Below are 20,457 nucleotides of genomic sequence, written 5' to 3' on the forward strand. Positions count from 1 at the left end.
TCCGTGGGGTCGGGCTCGTTCGGGCGGGGGTCAGCGCACGGAGACCGTGGCGAGGTCGACGATGCCCCCGACCGCGTGGTCGTCGTAGTGGAGGACTCCCGCGCCGTGGACGTGCAGCACCTTGGTCGCGGCGAGCGCGACGTAGCCCCCGCGCTCGCGGATCAGGGCGTCGGCCCGGGCCCACGTCGCGGCCCGCTGCTTCGGGTCGCCGGTCGCCTGGGCGCGGTCCATCAGCGCGGCGACGGCCTTGTCGTCGAAGTAGCCGACGTCCTGCCCGGGCCCGGACGAGTCGATGTTGATCCGGGCGTCGAAGAGCGCGGGGAGGACGCCGCTCGCCGACGGGATGTCCGGCATCCACGACCCGCGGAAGACGTCGTAGTCCTTGACGGAGGACGGCTTCTCGATCGTCTTGTAGTAGTCCTCGGGCTTGACCGAGGTCCGCTCGACCTCGAAGCCGGCGCGCTCCCAGCCGGCCTCGAGCGCCGCGTAGGCCTTGTCGATGAGCAGCGACCGCGCGTGGACGACCCGGATCCTGACCGGCAGGGTGATGCCGGCGTCGACGAGGAGCCGGCGGGCGGCCTCGGGGTCACCCTCGACGCGGGCGCCCTTGGGTGGCTTGAGACCGGCCTGGCTGATGGCCGGCCCGAGGACCGACCACGTCGGCGACCCGGCGCCCTCGCCGCCGGTCGCGGTGACGTAGGTGGCGCGGTTGGTGGAGAGCGCGAAGGCCTCGCGGACGACGGCCTTGGACATCACCGCGCTGCGCATGTTGAGGGCGAGGTAGTCGACGCTGCCGGTGTAGGGGAAGGTCAGCCGGGCCTGGAGGGCGGTGCCGGCCTGGTTGCGCAGCGTGGGCGAGGCCTTGACCCAGGAGACGGCCTGGGCGTCTCCCTCGCGCTGGTTGAGCAGCCGCTCGATGACCGCCTCCTCGGTGAGGCCGGTCATCACGACGATCTTGTCGGGGTAGGCCTTGCGGATGGGGTCGGTGGCCGGGTCCCAGTGCTCGTTGCGGACGAAGGTGCCGCCCTTGCCGGGCACCCAGTCGCCGTCGAGCCGGTAGGGCCCGGTCGAGACGACGTCGAGCGAGGCCTGCAGCTCGTTTGACTGGGTGCCCTTCGGCTCGGTGCCCTTCGACTCGGCCCGGCGCGGGGCGAACTCGGGCAGCGCGACGAGGTGGGGGAAGTCGCGCTCGGCGGTGCGCAGGTGGAAGGTGATGGTCCGGCCCGTGCACACCACGGCCTTGAGGAAGGCCTTCTCGTTCTTCGTGTCGGAGGGGCCGGAGTAGGCGGGCTTCTCGAGGCCCTCGGGCGTCACCTTGGTCGGCACGTCGAGCAGGAAGCTCGCGTAGTTCGTGCCGCCGACGTGGGTCGAGCGGTCGAAGGTGCGGGCCACGCCGTGGCGGAGGTCGGCGCACGTCACCGGGCTCCCGTCCTGCCAGGTGACTCCCTCGCGGAGGGTGAAGCTCCACGTCCTGCCGCCGTTGGACTCCCGGCCGGTGTCGGTGGCGAGGTCACCGACGAGCTCGCGCTCGCGATCCCCTGTCCCGTACGTCGTCAGGGTCCGCACGAAGGTGCGCTGGGCGAAGAAGGCCTCGGGCCCGACGTACATCACCTGCGGGTCCCAGGTCGCGATGTTGCCGGCAACGAGGACGTTGAGGGTGCCACCCCGCTGGGCGGGCGCGACCTGGCCCGTGGCGTGGGCCGTGGGCTCCCCCCGCCGCGTGGCCATCAGGTCCTCGGGGCTGCACGCCGCGGTGGCCGCGAGGGCGGCCACCGCCGTCAGGGCAGCGCCGACCCGGGCCAGGCTCCGCGGGCGTGGCAGGAGGGACACGGCAGGGTCAGCCCTCCGCCTTGGCCGCCGCCCGGACGCGGGCGGCGGTGCGGGCGCGCTCGGTCGCACCGAGGACGACCTTGCGGATGCGCACGGCCTCGGGCGTGACCTCGACGCACTCGTCCTCGCGGCAGAACTCGAGGCTCTGCTCGAGGCTGAGCTTGCGCGGCGGGACGATCTTCTCGAAGTTGTCCGAGGAGGAGGCCCGCACGTTGGTGAGCTTCTTCTCCTTGGTGATGTTGACGTCCATGTCGTCGGCGCGGGAGTTCTCGCCGACGATCATGCCCTCGTAGACCTCGGTGGTGGGGTCGCAGAAGAGGGTGCCGCGCTCCTGGAGGTTGACCATCGCGTAGGCCGTGACGACGCCGTTGCGGTCGGAGACGAGAGATCCGCTGATCCGGGTCACGATCGGGCCGAACCACGGCTCGTAGTCCTCGAAGACGTGGTGCGCGATGCCGGTGCCGCGCGTCTCGGTGAGGAACTCGGTCCGGAAGCCGATCAGCCCGCGCGACGGCACGAGGAACTCCATCCGGATCCAGCCCGTGCCGTGGTTGGTCATCTGCTCCATCCGGCCCCGGCGCGCGGCGAGGATCTGCGTGATGGGGCCGAGGAACTCCTCCGGGGTGTCGATCGTCAGCCGCTCGACGGGCTCGTGGATCTTGCCGTCGACCTCGCGGGTGACGACCTGCGGCTTGCCGACGGTCAGCTCGTAGCCCTCGCGGCGCATCTGCTCGACGAGGATCGCGAGGGCGAGCTCGCCGCGGCCCTGGACCTCCCACGTGTCGGGCCGCTCGGTCGGCAGGATCCGCAGGGAGACGTTGCCGACGAGCTCGCGGTCGAGGCGGTCCTTGACCATGCGCGCGGTGACCTTGGAGCCGCGGACCCGGCCGACCATGGGGCTGGTGTTGGTGCCGATCGTCATGGAGATGGCCGGCTCGTCGACGGTGATGAGCGGCAGCGGCACGGGGTTGTCGGCGTCGGCGAGGGTCTCGCCGATGGTGATCTCGGGGATGCCCGCGACGGCGATGATGTCGCCGGGACCGGCGCTCTCGGCGGGCTTGCGCTCGAGCGCCTCGGTCATGAGCAGCTCGGTGATCTTGACGCGCTGCTGGGAGCCGTCGTGGCGGCACCACATGACCTGCTGGCCCTTGCGGATGGTGCCGTTGTGGACCCGGAGCAGGGCGAGCCGGCCGAGGAAGTTGGACGCGTCGAGGTTGGTGACGTGCGCCTGCAGGGGGGCCGTGTCGTCGTAGGTCGGCGCGGGGATCGTCTCGAGGATCGTGGCGAAGAGCGCCTCGAGGTTCTCCCCGTCGGGCAGGCCCCCGTCCTCGGGGCGGTTGAGCGAGGCGCGACCGACCTTGGCTGAGGCGTAGACGATGGGGAACTCGATCTGCTCCGCGGTGGCGTCGAGGTCGAGGAAGAGCTCGTAGGCCTCGTCGACGACCTCGGCGATCCGCGAGTCGGGCCGGTCGACCTTGTTGATGCAGAGGATGACGGGCATCTTGGCGGCGAGCGCCTTGCGGAGCACGAAGCGGGTCTGGGGCAGCGGCCCCTCGGACGCGTCGACGAGCAGGACGACGCCGTCGACCATCGACAGGCCGCGCTCGACCTCCCCGCCGAAGTCGGCGTGCCCGGGGGTGTCGATGATGTTGATCGTCACCCCGTCGGTGATCCCCCGCTCCTGGGCCGCGGCGCCGCGGTAGTGGACCGCGGTGTTCTTGGCGAGGATCGTGATGCCCTTCTCGCGCTCCAGGTCGCCGGAGTCCATCGCCCGCTCGTCGACGTGCTGGTGCTCGCCGAAGGCACCGGACTGCCAGAGCATCTTGTCGACGAGGGTGGTCTTGCCGTGGTCGACGTGAGCGACGATGGCGACGTTGCGAATGTCCGCGCGGGTCTTCATGGGCATGAGGGACAGTCTCTCAGGGTTTTGGGGAGCCTCCGAACGCTCCGCCGAGGCGGGCCGCCAGGGCGTCGACGATCGGCAGGTCCGCGGGGAGCCAGGGCACGTCGTGCAGCGCCGCGGCGCCGAGCCAGCGGACCTCGTCGTGGTCCTCGATCGGCGCGGGGACGCCGTCGACGACCTCGGCCAGCCAGACGAGCATCTCGTAGCGGTCGCCGAGCGGCCACGTGGCTCCCGGCAGCGGTCCGGGCAGGTGCGGTCCGAGGCGGATGGTGACCCCGAGCTCCTCGAGGACCTCCCGGTGCACGGCGGACAGGGGCGACTCCCCCGCGTCGACCTTCCCACCAGGCAGCTCCCAGCCGCCGGCGAGGGCGGGCGGCTCGGTCCGGCGGGCGGCGAGCAGCCGGGTCGGGTGCTCGAGGTCGTCCACGATGGCGGCGCCGACGACGAGGCGCAGCCCGGCGCGGGGGTCGGTCGTCATGGTCTCCCCTGTCCGTCGAGGGCGCGGTGGGCTTCGCGAAGATCATCCCGTATGCCGCTGGGCTCGCTCCCGCTGCCCGGCTTCCGCCCGCCCGGGGTTGCGTATCGGACGGATAAACATTGTCCGCCATCTGGGATTTCACCCCTCAAACAGCACTAAGTTTCTCCCCAACCCTTCGCGGAGTCGATCGCTGGCGCCGTGAAAGGTCTCCTCTTGGTCGGCCCATTCCAGGGCGACCTTCGCACTAGAGCGAGGTAACTCATGAAGTTCTTCCGGAAGGCTGCACCGGTCGCGATGCTCGCGACGGTCGCGCTGACCCTTGGCGCCTGCGCGCAGTCCGAGCGTGACACCCCCACCCCGGGCGCCACCAACGGCGGCGCCGCGGCCAGCGGTGGCACCCTCACCTTTGGTGCCGCTGGAGCCCCGAAGTTGTTCGACCCCTTCTATGCCACCGACGGCGAGACCTTCCGCGTGACGCGGCAGATCTTCGACGGCCTCCTCACGCTCAAGCCCGGCACGGCGGACCTGGAGCCGGCGCTCGCGACCGACATGCCCACCTCGACCGACGGCACGACGTGGGAGTTCAAGCTGCGGACGGGCGTGAAGTTCTCCGACGGTGAGCCCTTCAACGCCGACGCAGTCTGCAAGAACTTCGAGCGGATGTTCGACCAGAACGCCGACGCCCAGAAGGGCCCGGCCGACTACTGGTCCTACACGATGGGCGCCTTCAAGGACAAGGCAGCCGAGTCCCTCTACAAGGGCTGCGAGGCCAAGGACGAGGCGACGGCCGTCATCTCGCTCAACCGCGTCAGCTCGGCGTGGCCGGCGATGCTCGCCCTGCCTTCCTTCTCGATGCAGAGCCCGAAGGCGCTGACCGAGGGCAAGGCCAACGACGTCAAGGCCCAGGGCGAGGGCTTCATCTACCCCGCCTACTCGCAGGCCCCGGTCGGCACCGGCCCGTTCAAGTTCGAGAAGTACGACCAGGCCAACGGCACCGTGACGCTCGCGCGCAACGCCGACTTCTGGGGTGACAAGGCGAAGGTCGACAAGCTCGTCTTCAAGATCGTCCCGGACGAGTCGACCCGCCGCCAGGAGCTCAAGGCCGGCAGCATCCAGGGCTACGACCTGCCCAACCCGGTCGACTGGAAGGGTCTCGAGGACGAGGGCAACCAGGTGCTCGTGCGCCCGGCGTTCAACATCCTCTACATGGGCCTCAACCCGGAGAAGAACCCGAAGCTGAAGGACCTCAAGGTCCGCCAGGCTCTGTACCACGCCCTCAACCGTGAGCAGCTCGTCCAGACGCAGCTGCCCGAGGGTGCCACGGTCGCGACCCAGTTCATGCCGGACACCGTCGCCGGCTACAACAAGAGCCTGCAGCCGTACGCGTACGACGTCGAGAAGGCCAAGTCCCTCCTCAAGGAGGCCGGCGCCGAGGGCATGACGCTCAACTTCGCCTACCCGACCGAGGTCTCGCGTCCGTACATGCCGAACCCGCAGAAGATCGCGGAGGCGATTCGCACCGACCTCGAGGCCGCCGGCGTCAAGGTCAAGTTCACCGCCAAGCCGTGGAACGGTGGCTACCTCGACGGCATCGACGCGGGCTCGTTCGACGCGTGGATCATCGGCTGGACCGGTGACTACAACGCCGCCGACAACTTCATCGGCACGTTCTTCAAGGGCAAGACGAACGACTTCCACACGTACTCCCAGCCGTGGGGTCAGCAGCTGAACGACGACCTCGTGGCCGCCGACAGCATCCCGGACGAGGCCCAGCGCACGGCCGCGTACGAGAAGCTGAACCAGCAGATCATGGAGGAGTACCTCCCGGGTCTCGCCCTGACGCACTCGCCGCCCGCGCTCGTGGTCGGCCCGGACGTCGAGGGCATCGTCGCCTCGCCGATGACCGCGGAGGAGTTCAACACCGCGTCCGTCGGAGGCAAGTGATCCTTGCCTGAGGCCGCCTCAGGCCCGGACACTGTCACAACAGCCGGGGGCCGTCCCATCCAGGTGGGACGGCCCCCGGTCGTGAGAAAGGATGGCACCTGGCCATGCTGAGATTCATCGTGCGCCGCCTGATCCAGATGATCGGCGTGGTCGTGGTTCTCTCCCTGCTCCTGTTCATGTGGTTCAAGGCCCTCCCCGGGGGCACCGTCTCGGCGATGCTCGGCGAGCGCGCCACCCCGGAGCGCCGCGTCCAGCTCGAGCAGGCCCTCGGCCTCGACCAGCCGCTCTGGGTGCAGTACTGGAGCTACATCAAGCGGATCGCGACCGGCCAGTTCGGCCCGTCCAACGGGGTACTGCCCGGTCGGGACGCCTTCGAGGTCTTCCTGTCCCGCTTCCCGGCCACCATCGAGCTGGCCACGCTGGCGATCCTCCTCGCGGTCCTGATCGGGATCCCGCTGGGCTACTTCGCCGCTCGCCGCCGGGACAGCTGGGTCGACAACCTGTCGGTGATGGGCTCGCTCATCGGCGTCGCGGTCCCCGTCTTCTTCCTCGCCTTCATGCTCAAGCACTGGTTCGCCGTGGAGCTGCAGTGGCTGCCCGTCTCGGGGCGCCAGGACCCTGCGCTCGACGCGACCCGCGTGACCGGCTTCTTCGTCCTCGACGGCATCCTCACCCAGGAGTGGGACGCCGCGTGGGACGCCTTCCGGCACCTCCTCCTCCCCGCGTTCGCGCTGGCCTCGATCCCCTTCGCCGTGATCTTCCGGATCACCCGCGCGTCCGTCCTCGACGTCGTCGAGGAGGACTACGTGCGGACGGCCAACGCCAAGGGCCTCACCTCGCGGATCATCCGCGGCCGGCACATCCTGCGCAACGCGCTGCTGCCCGTCGTGACGACGATCGGCCTGCAGACCGGCGCCCTGCTCGCCGGTGCGGTCCTCACCGAGCGGGTCTTCAGCTTCACCGGCATCGGTCAGGCGCTCGCGATCGCGATCGAGCTCAAGGACTACCCGGTCCTGCAGGTGCTCATCATGGCCGCAGCCGCCGTCTACGTCGTGGTCAACCTGCTCGTGGACATCACCTATGCCATCATCGACCCCCGCATCAGGACGAGGTGACCAGCGATGACCCCATCCCCTGACCCCCGCCGCTTCGGCGACCGCAAGAAGGACCGCATCGACGCCCTGGCGCAGACCACGGGCAGCGCCGGCAGTGCCGGCCGGCCCGGCGTCGACAGCGGAGCGCAGGGCGGAGCCGTCCTCACGGTCGCCGACGCGGGCCGCGTGGCCGGCGGCGAGGGCCAGTCCCTCATCGCCAGCGCGTGGCGGCGGCTGCGACGCAACCCGGTCTTCCTCACGGGCGCCGCGATCACCTTCATCTTCGTCGTGCTGGCCATCGTCGGCCCCTGGGTCGCCCCGCACGACCCTGCCGCCCAGCCGCTGCTCAACCAGGTGCGCCAGCAGACCAACCCGGTGCCTGGAGCCCAACCCGGCTTCCCCCTCGGGGGTGACACGGTGGGCCGGGACCTGCTCTCCCGTCTCCTCGTCGGCGGCCGGCAGACCCTCATCGTCGGCGTTCTCGCCACCCTCGGCGGCCTGCTCGGCGGTCTCACGCTCGGCACCCTGGCCGGCGCCCTCGGCGGCTGGGTCGACGCCCTCGTCATGCGCATCGTCGACGTCATGCTCTCGATCCCCGGCCTGATCCTGGCCGTGTCGATCGCGGCGATCGCGGCGAGCCCGAGCCAGACCACGGTGATCGTCGCCATCGCGGTGGTGCAGATCCCGATCTTCGCCCGGTTGCTGCGCGGCTCGATGCTGGCCCAGCGCGCCAGCGACCACGTGCTCGCGGCGCGGGCGCTCGGCGTCAAGCCGCATGCCATCGTCTTCCGCCACATGCTGCCCAACTCGCTCGGCCCGGTCATCGTCCAGGCGACGCTCGTCCTCGCCACGGCCATCATCGAGGCGGCGGGGCTGTCCTTCCTCGGCCTCGGCAACCCCGACGACCGGCAGCCGGAGTGGGGGCAGATGCTCGGCCAGGCGCAGAACCTCGTCAGCGACTACCCGCACCTGGCGATCTATCCGGCCCTGTGCATCATCGTCGTCGCGCTCGGCTTCACCCTGATGGGCGAGTCGCTGCGCGAGGCCCTCGACCCCAAGAGCAGGAGGTGACCGGGGTGTCTCAGACCTCCTACACGTCGACCGCCAGCACGGCACGGCACGGTGACGAGCCGCTGCTGCAGGTGCGCGACCTGCGGGTCACGTTCACCCGGCAGGGCGAGGAGTCCTTCGCCGCCGTCGACGGCATCGACTTCGACGTCCGGCCCGGGCAGACCGTGGGTCTGGTCGGCGAGTCCGGCTGTGGCAAGTCGGTGACCTCGCTCGCGATCATGGGGCTGCTCCCCAAGCGCGGCAACCGCGTCGAGGGCGAGGTGCTCCTCAACGGCACCGACCTGCTCAAGCTCTCCGACTCGGAGATGCGCGACCGGCGCGGCCAGGAGCTCGCGATGATCTTCCAGGACCCGCTCAGCTCGCTCAACCCGGTCGTCCCGGTGGGCCTGCAGGTCGCCGAGGTCCTCGAGCGGCACAAGGGGATGTCCCGCAAGGCGGCGATGGCCGTCGCCCGCGAGATGCTCGACAAGGTCGGCATCCCCGACCCGGACCGCCGGCTCAAGGACTACCCGCACCAGATGTCGGGCGGGATGCGGCAGCGCGCCCTCATCGCCATCGCGCTCGCCTGCGAGCCGCGCCTGCTCATCGCCGACGAGCCGACGACCGCTCTCGACGTGACGATCCAGGCCCAGATCCTCAGCCTGCTCAAGAACCTCGTCGAGGAGACCGGCACCGCGCTCATCATGATCACCCACGACCTCGGTGTCGTGGCCGGTCTCTGCGACGAGGTCAACGTCCTCTACGCCGGCCGGATCGTCGAGCGCGCCGACCGGCACCCGCTCTTCGAGCAGCCGCGGCACCCTTACACGAACGGCCTGCTCCAGTCGATCCCCAAGCTCGACGTCGGCCGGGGCGAGCGGCTCAACCCGATCCCCGGCTCGGTCGCCGACAACCTGCCGTGGACGAGCAGCTGCGCCTTCGCGCCCCGGTGCCCGAACGCGCTCGAGGTGTGCCGTGAGCAGACTCCCCCGCTCGAGATGGACTTCGGCCGTGCCCTGCGCTGCTTCAACCCCGTGGAGGTGGCTCGATGAGCTCGGCTGCACACACTGACCACGACGTTACGGACATGCGGGACGTCCTCGTCGACGTGCGCGGCGTCAAGGTGCACTTCCCGATCAGGAAGGGCGTCATCTTCGACAAGATCGTCGGCTACGTCTACGCCGTCGACGGGGTCGACCTGCAGATCCGGCGCGGCGAGACCTACGGCCTCGTCGGCGAGTCGGGCTGCGGCAAGTCGACGCTCGGCCGGGCGATCCTCAACCTCGAGCCCCCCACCGAGGGGTCGGTGAGCTTCGACGGGGTCGACATCGCGAGCCTCAAGGGTGAGGAGCTGCGCCGCAAGCGCCAAGACATCCAGATGGTCTTCCAGGACCCGATGAGCAGCCTCGACCCCCGCCAGTCGGTCGAGTCGCTGCTCCTCGAGGGCCTCAAGGCGCACAACCTCATCGAGAACGACGCCGCGGCCAACCAGCGCCTCCGCGAGCTGCTCGCCGCGGTCGGCCTGCCCCCGGCGGCCCTCAAGAAGTATCCCCACGAGTTCTCCGGCGGCCAGCGCCAGCGCATCGGGATCGCCCGGGCCCTGTCGGTCAACCCGAAGCTCATCGTCGCCGACGAGCCGGTCTCGGCGCTCGACGTGTCGGTGCAGGCGCAGGTGATCAACCTCCTCGAGGACCTCCAGGAGGAGTTCGGCCTCACCTACCTCGTCGTCGCGCACGACCTCGCGGTCGTGCGGCATATCAGCGACCGGGTCGGCGTGATGTATCTCGGGGCGCTCGTCGAGGAGGCCCCGGCCAAGGACCTCTACGCCCGGCCGCTGCACCCCTACACGCGGGCGCTGCTCTCGGCGGTCCCGGTCCCGGACCCGGTCATCGAGGACCACCGCGAGCGGATCCTGCTGACCGGCGACCTGCCCTCCCCCGCCAACCCCCCGTCGGGCTGCCGCTTCCACACCCGCTGCCCGTGGCGTCAGCCGACGCGCTGCGACACGGACCGACCTGTGCTGCGCACCGTGGACCTGCCAGGGGTGCCGGCCGAACACCGGGTCGCCTGCCACTGGGCCGAGCAGATCGAGTCGGGCGAGCTGCGACCGCACGAGGTCGAGGCGGTCGCCGTCGAGCAGATGGCCGGCATCTCACAGCCGGACTCCCCCATCATCGGACCGACCTCGATCGGCGAGATCGGCTGACGGCGAAGGGGTACCGCTCCTCAGAGCGGTACCCCTCTACTGCGATCGAGACAACTGCGCGTTCAGCAGCCAGTCGGGAGGGCCTTGCAGGGCGTGGGGCCGGCGCATTCGGCGAGGACTACTTGGCCGGAGGTCGCAACCTCGCCGATCAGGTAGGGGTCAGGAGTGTCTTTCACGCCGACCCAGCCATAGACGCGGATGGTGCTGGCACTACTGCACGACGAGTAGGCATAGGGGCCGATGCAACCATCGAATCCGGGGCCAAGAACGATCTTCTGATCCTCGAAGCCGACACCACACTTCGCGAGTGGCTTCTTGGAGTTGTTTTCCAAATGATCGACCCAAACCGTGTACGTGCCGCCGCAGGTGTTCTTGAAGCAGAGCTCGAGGTTGTACGAGTAGTAGTTCGTGGCGCCCGGCCACTTGCAGGCCTTCTGCCCCAGAGTGATCTGGATGCACTCGGGGGACGCGGCGTGAGCGGGTGCCGCGACGATGATCGGGACTGCCGGGACCGCCCAAGCAGCACCCTTGACGAGCGTTCGACGAGAGACGCCCTTCCGCTGGCCCTCTTCAGTCATTGCGATACTCCCCTGCTCCGCGGCGCACGAGCGCCTGCACCCTCTCCCCGACTGCCATGCCGAGCGTAACACCGTAGATGCCCTCGGAAGGCAAATGTGATAGGAGAGGCAGTCAGAGAGCGGTCAACTGCTGGCTCGCTCGAGCAGGCCGTCTGCGACCAGCAGGTCGAGATACGTCATCACATCCGGCTCGATGTCGACCCGCTCTCGCTCCACGAGCCGGGCAACGCCGTCGACCACGTCTTCCTCCCCCGCTGAGGCGACCAGCCAGATCACGGCCGCGGTGCCGCTCAGCCTGACCGGGGGCCCGTCCGGCAGCCGCATGAGATAGAGCTCCGGGTCCTCGGCCGACACGTGGGGGTACACCTCGGTCGGCTCGTCACCTTCAACGACGACGTGCGCCAGTCGCTGAGGCACGTCGAACCTCAATGCGGGCTCCTTCTGCGACGCCTCGTGACAGTCGACGCTGACTCGGCCAGGACCCAGCCGATCCTCTCGACGTACGCCCGGGCGAGCTCCCCATGGGTGGGCGGCCTTCCCAGCCACTCGGTCATCCGTCGCCGGTTGGGCACCACGAGCCGCACCGCCCTGCGGAGCGCGCGGCGCGGTGTCGGCTCAGCACGAACCCGCGCCCACCAGAGGCGGCGGCGGGACGTCTCACCGCTCGAGAGCGCGGCCCAGAGCCCGTGCTCCCGCCGCGAACGGAACCGGTCGAGGTGTCCCGTGGCCGCAGCGAGCGCCACCTCAGCACCGAGCTCGCGGGCCAGCTCCTGCACGGCCTGCTGGTCAGACTCGGTGGCATCGGTCCAGCTCCGTCGGATGTCGCCGAGGTTCTCCGCGCTCATCCGTGCAGCGTGGAGGAGGAGGATGAGCCGCTGGGCGGTCAGCCCCAGGACGGGGCAGGGGTAGCCCGCGATGGGGGTCTCGACCCGGTCGGCCCACAGGCGGTCGAACGCTCGCTCCGGGTCGACACCGATTCCGGGGAAGGCTCGGTGGACGTCGACCAGTGCAAGCTGCGGATGCCGCATCGTGGCTGCGTGCTCGAACGCGGAGCCGTCCTCGAAGTCGAACTTCGTCACCCAGCCGTGGGCATGCATCGCTCGGACGAGAATCGGCAGGTGGCTCGGACGAACCAGGACATCTGCGTCAGAGCTACGCCTGGGCACCGTCCGGGCGAGTGGCCCCTCAAGGCCGGCAGGTGACTCGACCCGCTCCAACAGGTCCGGGTGCAGGGTCGGACCCTTGATGTGCAGCAGAGCCACTCCGACGTCTTCGGCGAGGGCCTGGATGCTGGCGTGGGTGAGGCGGATACCGACGTCGAGGGGCATCAGGTCGCTCACGGGCTCAGCGTAACCGGGGCCATCCTCGCCGGAACGACGCCAGCAGGGTGTCCCGCCGGTGATAGCGTCCGGGACGTCTTGGCATCGTGTGCTGACCATGAACGGGGCGGTATGAAGGTCGTCATCACCGGCGGCGCCGGCTTCATCGGCGCGAACCTCGGACGCGAACTGCTCAGGCGCCCGGGGGTCGACTCCGTTGTCGCGTTCGACAACCTCACCACCGGCTTCCGCAACAACCTCGAAGGCACCGGGATCGAGCTCGTCGAAGCCACGATCCTCGACCCCGCTGCCTTGGACGAGGCGTGCGACGGAGCCGACGCCATCGTCCACCTCGCCGCCCTCCCTTCGGTGCCCCGCTCGGTCATCGACCCGATCGCCTCACACCACTCGAATGCCACGGGGACGCTGGAGGTGCTGCAGGCCGCCCGCCGCGCCGGCGGCACCCACGTCGTGGTGGCCTCGTCGTCGTCCGTCTACGGCGCCAACCGCGAGCTGCCCAAGCGCGAGAGCATGCGGACCGCGCCCATCTCGCCGTACGCCGTCAGCAAGCAGGCGACGGAGGCCTACACGATCGCCTTCGGCCACACGTACGGCCTGCCTACCTTGGCGTTCCGCTTCTTCAACGTCTACGGGCCCCTGCAGGCGGCCGGTCATGCGTATGCGGCCGTGGTGCCGGCGTTCGTCGATGCCGCCCTCCGTGGTGTCCCACTGTCCGTGCACGGGGACGGGGAGCAGACACGCGACTTCACCTACGTCGGCACGGTCGCCCGGGTCCTCGCGGACGCGGTCACGAACCAGGTCGCGGACCTGGACCCGGTCAACCTCGCATTCGGCACCCGGACCTCGCTCAACGGCCTCATCGACGAGCTCTCACTGGTCCTCGGAGCCAGCCCGACCGTCGAGCACGTCGAGCCGCGTGCCGGGGACGTCCGCGACTCGCAGGCGGACAACTCGCGTCTGCTCAGCCTCTTCCCCGACGTGAAGCCGGTTTCGCTTCGCGACGGGCTCCGGGCGACGGTGGACTGGTTCCGGACGCTCCCGGACTACCAGCGTTAGCGAGGGGGCCCCGATGCCGGGCCGTCTGGGCGGTAGCGAACGGTTCGGGCTCGCCGTGCTCGTCACATGGGTGGGCTGGGCCGGGACCAGGTCCGCGCTCGCCGGCCAGGCCCTTTCGCCCCTGTCCCCCTACGTCGTCGCACCGGTGTCGCTGGCCGCAGGGGTGGCGCTCGGCACCCTCCTGGCGCCGCACGCTCGGAGACGAGTAGTCGCGCTGAGCCTTCTCGTGGCAACCCTCTATCTCCTCGTCGCGGTGCTCGCCACCGGCGGTCCTGCGAAAGCCCCGACTGGCTACGCGAATGCGAACGCGGCCCTGGCCGTCCAGCTGACAGGGCTCTCCGGGCTGGCCCTCCTCAGCGCTCCTCGGGGGAGCAGATGGCCGGCGGTCGGGGCGGCGATCGTCAGCGTCGGGGTGGCCTTGGCCAACGCCTCGGTGGCCGCGCTCGTCCTGGGTGGACCACTGCTCGCGCTGGTGCTGGCGATGGGCTGGAAGCCAGCCCAGCGGCATACGGGAAAAGTGGTTGCGACCGGCCTCAGTGCTGCGGCGATCGCTGTCTCAGCGACGGCTGTGGCGGCTCTCGCCACCCAGCCGAGGTGGCCTGCGTCGGTGGCGAGGTTCCTCGACGAGGCCCGGCGCACCATGTGGGCGGACGCCGTGCGGCTCTGGCGTGAGAACGCGGCCTTCGGAGCTGGTCCCGGAGCGTTCGAGCGGGTGAGCACGCTGGGACCCGACCCGGACACCGCGTCGGCTCACTCGGCCGTACTCCAGGTGGGCGCCGAGACCGGCTGGGTGGGCGTGGCACTCCTGCTGGCCATCGTGCTGACCGGCGTGTGGTGGGCAGCCCAGGGTCGTCCCGCGGCTGCCGTGGTCGGTGTGGCGACGTGGACCGCGCTGGTCGTCCACTCGATGACGGACCACCTCGTGGACTTCCCCGTGGTCGTCCTGGCCGGGGGCATCGTCATCGGCTGGAGCGGCGCGAGCGCGCGATCAGAACAGCTCGACGTCCCCGAGGGTGAGCGTCCACGCTGACGGCGGGGGTGGCGATCCGGCCAGCGGGCGGGTCGTCAGAAGGGGTCCTTGGCCGGGCAGCGGCAGCAGGCCGGCCGAGGGTCCGGTGCGCAGACCGATCGCATAGTCGGCGCCGCTCTCCTTGAGGGCGCGATGGACGAGGCGGGCCCCGGTGCGCCAGTCCGGGACGAGCTGCTCGATGACGGCCGCCTCGAGGGCCTGGCCGCGGCGGCGGAGCCGGAAGACGAGGCCCCCCTCGGAGGGGTCGCCGGGGGACGCGAGCAGGAGGCGGTAGTGCAGCGGCTCGAACGAGGTCCGCCAGGCGAGGTACTCCGGGGTCCGGTCGGTGCGGAAGCCGCGTCGCGGAGCGTGCTCCAGCAGGCGGGAGGCCACGTCGCCGTCGGCCAGCGCGGTGGCAGCGTCGAGGCCGACCGTCGTCGGCTCGGACCACAGGGACGCCGGGACGCGGGAGCTGACCATGGTCAGGGCCGAGCGGCCGCCGGCGGGGAGTACCCCGACGGGCAGACGCCGGGCCAGGCTCCAGCCCATCTTGAGGTAGCCCGGTCGGCTCTGGTCGTTGGGCGTGTTGAAGACGATCGCGTCACCGGCCAGCGTCAGCTCCGCGACGCTCTGCAGGGTCAGGGTGCGGAAGATGCCCATCCCCTGGTAGGCCGGGTCGGTCGCGGTGTCGACGGCCCGGACAGCCGGGACCGTCTTGCCGTTGTCGTCGAGGAACCGCCAGCGCAGGAAGGTCCGGTAGCCCACCACCCGACCCTCGTGGACCGCCACCCAGCCCGGCGACTGCCCGAACGGGTTCTCCCGGTGCTTCCAGTGCAGGAGGCCCTCGTAGTGCGGATCGTCGACCTTCCCGAGGGCCTCACGGAGCATGGGAACCACGGCGGCATCGTCCTCCGGCACTGCCCGCCGCACATCGAGATCCGGACCTGAGAGCCGCTCCACTGTTGTGCCTCCCGCGTTGGTACGCTGCGCCCGAGTGGGGCGGCCCGGGACCACCGGACCGTCCGACCGCAACCAGGAGTGAGTGTATTGGGACCTTCGGCCACGCCGACGGACCGCATCAAGGTCCTGTGGCTCATCAAGGGCCTCGGCCCCGGCGGAGCCGAACAGCTGCTGCTTCTCGCGGCAAGGACGGTGGACCGTAATCGCTTCGATGTTCGCGTGGGGTATGCCCGGCCGGACAAGACGCACCTGGTCCAGGAGTTCGAGTCGGCCGGCATCACCCCGGTGCGACTGGGCGCGCCCTCGGGCGGGGTGGTTGCCCAGGTGCGGGACCTCCGACGCGCCATGTCGGAGGTCGATGTGGTTCACGCCCACTCCCCCGTCCTCGCCTCCTTGGGACGGGTTGTCGCACGGACGCTTCCCCCTGGACAGCGGCCCACCCTGGTGTCCACCGAGCACAACGAGTGGACGAGCCACCGGGCCCTCACACGCATGGTCAATGCCCTCACCGCCCCGCTGGACGCTCAGCGGTGGGCAGTCTCGGATCAGGTCAAGAGCACCATCTGGGCGGGCCGGCGAAGTGCCTACGAAGTCCTCATCCACGGTATTGAGCTGACGACACCGGGCCCGGACCCCTCGGTGAGGGCGCGGGTCAGGGCCGGCCTTGGCGTGGCCGACGACGAGGTGCTCTCCCTGACAGTCGCCAACCTTCGGACGAACAAGGACTACCCCAACCTGCTTCGCGCTGCGAGCGCCGCGATGCGCGTCGAGCCGCGTCTGCGATTCGCCGCGGTGGGCCAGGGACCTCTCGCTGAGGAGATGGCAGCACTCCACGCAGAGCTCGGTCTGGGCGATCGCTTCCAGTTCCTGGGGTATCGCCGCGATGTCGCCGACCTGATGGCCGCGGCTGATCTCTTCACGTTGGCCTCAGCGCACGAGGGCCTTCCCGTCGCGGTGATGGAGGCGTTTGCCGCGGGCCTGCCGGTGGTTGCGACGTCCGTCGGGGGCCTGCCCCAGCAGGTGGTGGACGGCGTGCAGGGACGTTTGGCCAAGCCGGGTGATCCGGATGCGCTCTCCTCGGCTCTCGTGGACCTGGCCGGGTCGAGCGAACTGCGGGCGCGGATGGGTGCTGCTGCCCGTGCCCGAGCGCCCGAGTACGACATCCGGCGTGCGGTCGCGCTTCAGGAGCAGGCCTACGCCCGCCTTGTGGCGGCCAAAGACCGCTGATCAGCCAGTCATCCCAGCGGCCTTCGCAGCCGCGACAAGGCGCGCATACGCGCGCTCCGGAAGCAGCCGGCCCGTCAGTTTTGCGGCGAAGAACTCCTCAGGGTCGCTCTGGCGGACCGGAACTCGAGCCAGTCGCAGGCGGTGCGTGTCCGGGGTGTTGCGACCGATACGGCCCGTGGAAGCACTTCGGAAACGCTGCTCCAGGGCTCCCTCCATGGTTGGGACCGCGACTCCCCACGGGTAGGTGAAGTGGGACGGCGTCACACCCAGTCTCGACTCGATGATTGCGGTGCACTCATCCAGCTCTGACGCGGAGAGTGACTCGGGAGGGACGTGACGGTGCGTGTGGTTGCCCACGGTGCACAGCCCCGACTCGACCATCTCCGCCAGCTGCTCCCAGGACATGCCCCGCCCCGCGGACCCTTTCGCGGTCGAGCCCTCCCACACCATGGGGGCCGAGACATACGAGGATGCCAGGTAAACGGTGAACGGCAGTTGACGCTCTCGCAGCAGCGGCCAGGCGTTGTCATAGACGTCTTCGAAGCCGTCGTCGAACGTCAGCACGACACACGGCCGGGGGTCCTTGGCGTCCAGGCGATCCAGAGCGCCGTCGATGGAGAGGACCTCGTGGGAGTCGAGCAGATCGAGCTGCCGGGCGAAGGCGGTCGCGGGCACGTCCAGCTCGTCGCCGGTCCCTGCTCCCACGCGGTGGTAGATGAGAAAAGTGGCACCCTCGGCGGGAGAGCAGCCCGCCCTGAGGGCGAGGAGACGTTTGAGCCGACTCCGCGCCAGGCCGGGCGCGGGCTGGCTCACACCGTGTGGCCCCCTCGATGGATCAACGGCGGGCATGCGTGACCTCCGCATCGCTCGGTGCACTCTCCAGCGGCTGATCGGCCGGTGGCAAGGCCAAGAACACGAGGAAGAAGGGCATCATCAGGACGCGTTGCCGAGCCAGGATGCCGAAGTTGCCGAAGCCGGAGAAGGCCCAGATGAACAGGGCGATGAAGGCCAGCGCGAACAAGAGGTACGGCCACTGACGCGCCAGTTTGCGCAGGCGGCGCAGGCGGGGCCAAGCCTTGACGGTGAGTCCGAGCAGCAGCAGCCCCTCCAGGGACTGGCCCAACATCTGGATGTTGCCGGCCTCCCAAGGGAAGGGCCGGAACAGGATCGTGACCGTAGCGGCGACGACGCCCCAGGGTGATCCCAGGGGGACTGGGGTGAAGGCCGAGCCCCCCTGCTGGGTTTGACCACCGGCCCAGTCCACCGTCTCAGAGACTGCCTGCCAGGTCAGGTCGTCGATGCCGAGGGCGGACGCCGCCTGCGAGGCGAGAACGGCCGCGGCCGCCGCCATGACGACGACCCCACCGAGTTTCGAGAGCACCCCGGTCGACGTCTGTCGTGCCGGCCTGAAGAGTTGCGCAACGATGATCGCCCCGAAGAGGAGGACCGCCATGTGAGGGCGGACGATGGCGGTGCCCGCTGCCCCGGCCAGGAGCAGCGGCAGCGCCCCGGGCCGGCGGGAGAAGAAGCGGGCGCCTCCGAGCGCCGTCACGCCGACGAACAGGAGCAGCCAGGACTCCTTGCCGATACTCGACGGCCAGTACAGCATCGAGGGCAGCAAGAGGATGAGCAGGGCGTAACGCTTGGCATCCCCGGTGGGGAGGGCAGTCCTGAAGGCGCGGTAGGCAAAGAACTGACCCCAGAACGCAAGGGAGGCGAAAACCACGAATCCCGCAAGTGGCGACGGGCCGATGAAGGTGTAGAAGAGCGTGGTGATCAGCTCCATGTACTGCGTTCCCTGCTTGCCCTGCCACTCCCACTGGATGAAGCCCTCACGCCACAACTGATAATGCGATGCCGCGTAGAGGTTGTACCGCTCGGCGTCGGCCGCTCCGTTGTAGACGACGTAGGCGACGACGTAGCGGGCGAGGGTGCCGATCAGTTTCGCCGCGAGAGCGAGGACAAGAAGCGGCCCGAGCCACGTCTCGTTCGAGCGGCGCGAGGCCCGCCAGATGAGCAGCAGGTTCACCGCAGTGACAATCGGGACGACGATGACCGCGCCCCAGACGTTGTAGGACTGGCTCTGCAGGGCCCAGGAGAACAGCGCGGCCAGGGCAGCGCCGGTCAGCACGCCGAGCGTGACCGCCCCCGCACGGACCGAGAGGTGCGACATCGACGGTCAGGCGGACGACGATGTGCGGCGAGAGCTACGCTTCCGCGATGCCTCTCGCCTGGCGCTTCGGCTCTCGGGGACCCGTTCTTCGGAGAGCTCCGGTGGGCCTTGAACCGCTGACGAGGGAAGGCGCTTTCGGGCCTTTCCCTTCTTCTTGTCGCCGTACCCGTAGCCGTAGCCGTAGCCGTAGCCGTAGCCGGCCGAGCGCTTCGACTGCGCACCAACGACGACGACTCCCGCCACCGGAACCTGGAACCGGCCGAGCAGCTCGGAGACTCGGTGCCCGGCCACTTCGGTGAGCCGGCCGGAGCGGACCACGAGAAGCACCGTGTCCACGAGTGGCAGCACGTCGAAGACATCGCTGGCCGCGAGGAGTGGGGCACTGTCGACGAGCACGACGTCCGCGAGACCGCGCGCCTCGGTCAGCAGACCGCCCATGCGGCTCGCCAAGGATGCGGGGTGCTCCAGGCGCGTACCAGCGGTGATGATCCGGACCCCAGGGACATTGGTGGGTCGGATCAGCGACCCGAGCGGCGTGTCGTCAGGCCCGGTCAGGTAGTCCGAGATACCGGCGCCTTGCGGGACGTCGAAGATGTTGTGGGTGTCGGGTGAACGGAGATCGCCGTCGAGCACGAGGATCCGCTGCCCGGTCTCGGCGAAGCTCGCCGCGAGGTTTGCCACGCTCGTGGTCTTGCCTTCGCGGGGATGCGCAGAGGTGACGAGGATCAGGCTCGCCGATGCAGCGGACACCGGCTCCGGAGGTGACGTGGGCCGACGGTCGTCGCCCTGGACGAGAAGGCTCGACGTGTGGACCAGCGCCGTGCGAGCACCGCGGTAACCATCGGCATAGGGACTGAGTGGCTCATCAGCCACGCCGATGCTGCGGCGGCGTCGGAGGGAGCGGCTCATCTTGGGCACTTCGGCGATGATCGGCAACCTCAGAGCGGCAGCGATCTCTGAGCGGGTCCTCAGCCGAGAGTCCACCCGGTCAAGCACGAGGGCCAGACCCAAGCCAAGTAGCAGCCCGAGACCTGCGGCGAGCGCCGTGCGGGTGGTGCGGTCCGGCGGAATCACGAAGCCGCCGCCGGTGACATTGGGGATGGGGGTGGCGCGCTGGAGGATGCTCACGTTCGCGCGCCCCACACCGGGCCGGTTCTTCTTGAAGTAGGTGACGGTCTCGTCGGCAAAGGTGTTGGCTATGGAGGCGGCACGTTTACCCTCTGCGTCCGTCACCGCAACGGTCAGGGCACCGGCACTGAAGTCGGGCGTGACGGTGAGCCCGGAGGCCAGCACCGCCGGGTCACCGGTGTAGCCGAGCTCAGCAGCCGCTCGCTGCGGGATCTCGCCGGTGGTGAGGTAGAGCGCGATCCTGCCCATCGGGGACTCGGAGTCAGTCTCCGTGCTCGTGACCAGAAGCGTGGCCGTCGCCGTGTAGGAACTCGCCTTCTGGGACGTGTCAGCGACCGCGGGGGAAGTCACCCACATGACGGCACCCGCCACCAGGGTGGTGATGGCAATGATGAGCCAGCGTTGGCGGAAGACCTTCAGGTACTCGCTGAGCGTCATGCAGTCTCTCCTTGGTGTCGCGGCAAAGGCGGCGTCCCCACGG

Annotated in this window: 18 protein-coding genes; 8 read left to right on the forward strand and 10 right to left on the reverse strand. The window is 69.8% G+C overall.

Annotated elements, in window-relative coordinates; all coding sequences use genetic code 11:
* Nucleotides 1–30 precede the first annotated feature (30 nt).
* The 3 genes from INTCA_RS13225 to INTCA_RS13235 are packed head-to-tail and all read right to left on the reverse strand — an operon-like array spanning nucleotide 31 to nucleotide 4,211.
* Nucleotides 31–1,830, reverse strand: a complete 1,800-nt coding sequence (locus INTCA_RS13225) for an ABC transporter substrate-binding protein (protein ID WP_013493431.1) — start codon at nucleotides 1,828–1,830, stop codon at nucleotides 31–33.
* A 7-nt stretch (nucleotides 1,831–1,837) separates the two neighbouring features.
* Nucleotides 1,838–3,736 carry a translational GTPase TypA gene (gene typA / locus INTCA_RS13230; protein ID WP_013493432.1) on the reverse strand — a complete coding sequence of 633 codons (1,899 nt, stop codon included), beginning with the start codon at nucleotides 3,734–3,736 and terminating at the stop codon, nucleotides 1,838–1,840.
* A 13-nt stretch (nucleotides 3,737–3,749) separates the two neighbouring features.
* Nucleotides 3,750–4,211 carry a (deoxy)nucleoside triphosphate pyrophosphohydrolase gene (locus INTCA_RS13235; protein ID WP_013493433.1) on the reverse strand — a complete coding sequence of 154 codons (462 nt, stop codon included), beginning with the start codon at nucleotides 4,209–4,211 and terminating at the stop codon, nucleotides 3,750–3,752.
* Nucleotides 4,212–4,472: 261 nt separating this feature from the next.
* Here INTCA_RS13235 and INTCA_RS13240 point away from each other — a divergent pair, with 261 nt between their 5' ends.
* From INTCA_RS13240 to INTCA_RS13260, 5 genes are all read left to right on the forward strand, one after another.
* Nucleotides 4,473–6,155 (forward strand): ABC transporter substrate-binding protein, encoded by a 1,683-nt coding sequence (locus INTCA_RS13240; RefSeq protein ID WP_013493434.1) that lies wholly within the window; start codon nucleotides 4,473–4,475, stop codon nucleotides 6,153–6,155.
* Nucleotides 6,156–6,259: 104 nt separating this feature from the next.
* Nucleotides 6,260–7,270, forward strand: coding sequence for an ABC transporter permease (locus INTCA_RS13245; RefSeq protein WP_013493435.1), 1,011 nt, complete (start codon nucleotides 6,260–6,262; stop codon nucleotides 7,268–7,270).
* A 6-nt stretch (nucleotides 7,271–7,276) separates the two neighbouring features.
* Nucleotides 7,277–8,320: an ABC transporter permease gene (locus INTCA_RS13250; RefSeq protein WP_013493436.1), complete on the forward strand. Its 1,044-nt coding sequence runs from the start codon at nucleotides 7,277–7,279 to the stop codon at nucleotides 8,318–8,320.
* A 5-nt stretch (nucleotides 8,321–8,325) separates the two neighbouring features.
* Nucleotides 8,326–9,351 carry an ABC transporter ATP-binding protein gene (locus INTCA_RS13255; RefSeq protein WP_013493437.1) on the forward strand — a complete coding sequence of 342 codons (1,026 nt, stop codon included), beginning with the start codon at nucleotides 8,326–8,328 and terminating at the stop codon, nucleotides 9,349–9,351.
* 35 nt (nucleotides 9,352–9,386) lie between these two features.
* Nucleotides 9,387–10,505, forward strand: coding sequence for an ABC transporter ATP-binding protein (locus INTCA_RS13260; protein ID WP_148236593.1), 1,119 nt, complete (start codon nucleotides 9,387–9,389; stop codon nucleotides 10,503–10,505).
* Between the two features lie 62 nt (nucleotides 10,506–10,567).
* Here the strand turns inward: INTCA_RS13260 and INTCA_RS13265 are convergent, their stop codons facing one another.
* From INTCA_RS13265 to INTCA_RS13275, 3 genes are all read right to left on the reverse strand, one after another.
* Complete coding sequence (locus INTCA_RS13265) at nucleotides 10,568–11,083, reverse strand: hypothetical protein (RefSeq protein ID WP_013493439.1); 516 nt, start codon at nucleotides 11,081–11,083, stop codon at nucleotides 10,568–10,570.
* Nucleotides 11,084–11,206: 123 nt separating this feature from the next.
* Nucleotides 11,207–11,500, reverse strand: a complete 294-nt coding sequence (locus tag INTCA_RS13270; RefSeq protein WP_013493440.1) for a hypothetical protein — start codon at nucleotides 11,498–11,500, stop codon at nucleotides 11,207–11,209.
* A gap of 8 nt (nucleotides 11,501–11,508) precedes the next feature.
* Entirely contained in the window at nucleotides 11,509–12,423 is a 915-nt protein-coding gene (locus INTCA_RS13275) for a nucleotidyltransferase family protein (protein WP_169312918.1), read from the reverse strand.
* 111 nt (nucleotides 12,424–12,534) lie between these two features.
* Between INTCA_RS13275 and INTCA_RS13280 the strand changes: the two genes are divergently transcribed.
* Nucleotides 12,535–13,479 (forward strand): NAD-dependent epimerase/dehydratase family protein, encoded by a 945-nt coding sequence (locus INTCA_RS13280; RefSeq protein WP_013493442.1) that lies wholly within the window; start codon nucleotides 12,535–12,537, stop codon nucleotides 13,477–13,479.
* A 13-nt stretch (nucleotides 13,480–13,492) separates the two neighbouring features.
* The gene (locus INTCA_RS13285; RefSeq protein ID WP_013493443.1) at nucleotides 13,493–14,509 is read left to right on the forward strand and encodes an O-antigen ligase family protein; all 1,017 of its coding nucleotides are present in this window, start codon (nucleotides 13,493–13,495) and stop codon (nucleotides 14,507–14,509) included.
* Here INTCA_RS13285 and INTCA_RS13290 read toward each other — a convergent pair.
* Nucleotides 14,468–15,502, reverse strand: a complete 1,035-nt coding sequence (locus INTCA_RS13290) for a GNAT family N-acetyltransferase (RefSeq protein WP_425311130.1) — start codon at nucleotides 15,500–15,502, stop codon at nucleotides 14,468–14,470. The genes INTCA_RS13285 and INTCA_RS13290 overlap by 42 nt on opposite strands.
* Before the next feature lie 24 nt (nucleotides 15,503–15,526).
* Between INTCA_RS13290 and INTCA_RS13295 the strand changes: the two genes are divergently transcribed.
* Nucleotides 15,527–16,675 (forward strand): glycosyltransferase, encoded by a 1,149-nt coding sequence (locus tag INTCA_RS13295; RefSeq protein ID WP_425311124.1) that lies wholly within the window; start codon nucleotides 15,527–15,529, stop codon nucleotides 16,673–16,675.
* Here the strand turns inward: INTCA_RS13295 and INTCA_RS13300 are convergent, their stop codons facing one another.
* The 3 genes from INTCA_RS13300 to INTCA_RS13310 form a co-directional block, all read right to left on the reverse strand.
* Complete coding sequence (locus tag INTCA_RS13300) at nucleotides 16,676–17,380, reverse strand: polysaccharide deacetylase family protein (protein ID WP_244859830.1); 705 nt, start codon at nucleotides 17,378–17,380, stop codon at nucleotides 16,676–16,678. It abuts the gene before it with no gap.
* A 130-nt stretch (nucleotides 17,381–17,510) separates the two neighbouring features.
* Nucleotides 17,511–18,848, reverse strand: coding sequence for a hypothetical protein (locus tag INTCA_RS13305; protein ID WP_013493447.1), 1,338 nt, complete (start codon nucleotides 18,846–18,848; stop codon nucleotides 17,511–17,513).
* A 6-nt stretch (nucleotides 18,849–18,854) separates the two neighbouring features.
* Nucleotides 18,855–20,414: a polysaccharide biosynthesis tyrosine autokinase gene (locus INTCA_RS13310; protein ID WP_013493448.1), complete on the reverse strand. Its 1,560-nt coding sequence runs from the start codon at nucleotides 20,412–20,414 to the stop codon at nucleotides 18,855–18,857.
* Nucleotides 20,415–20,457 lie beyond the last annotated feature (43 nt).

This window comes from Intrasporangium calvum DSM 43043 (assembly GCF_000184685.1).
Classification (GTDB): domain Bacteria; phylum Actinomycetota; class Actinomycetes; order Actinomycetales; family Dermatophilaceae; genus Intrasporangium; species Intrasporangium calvum.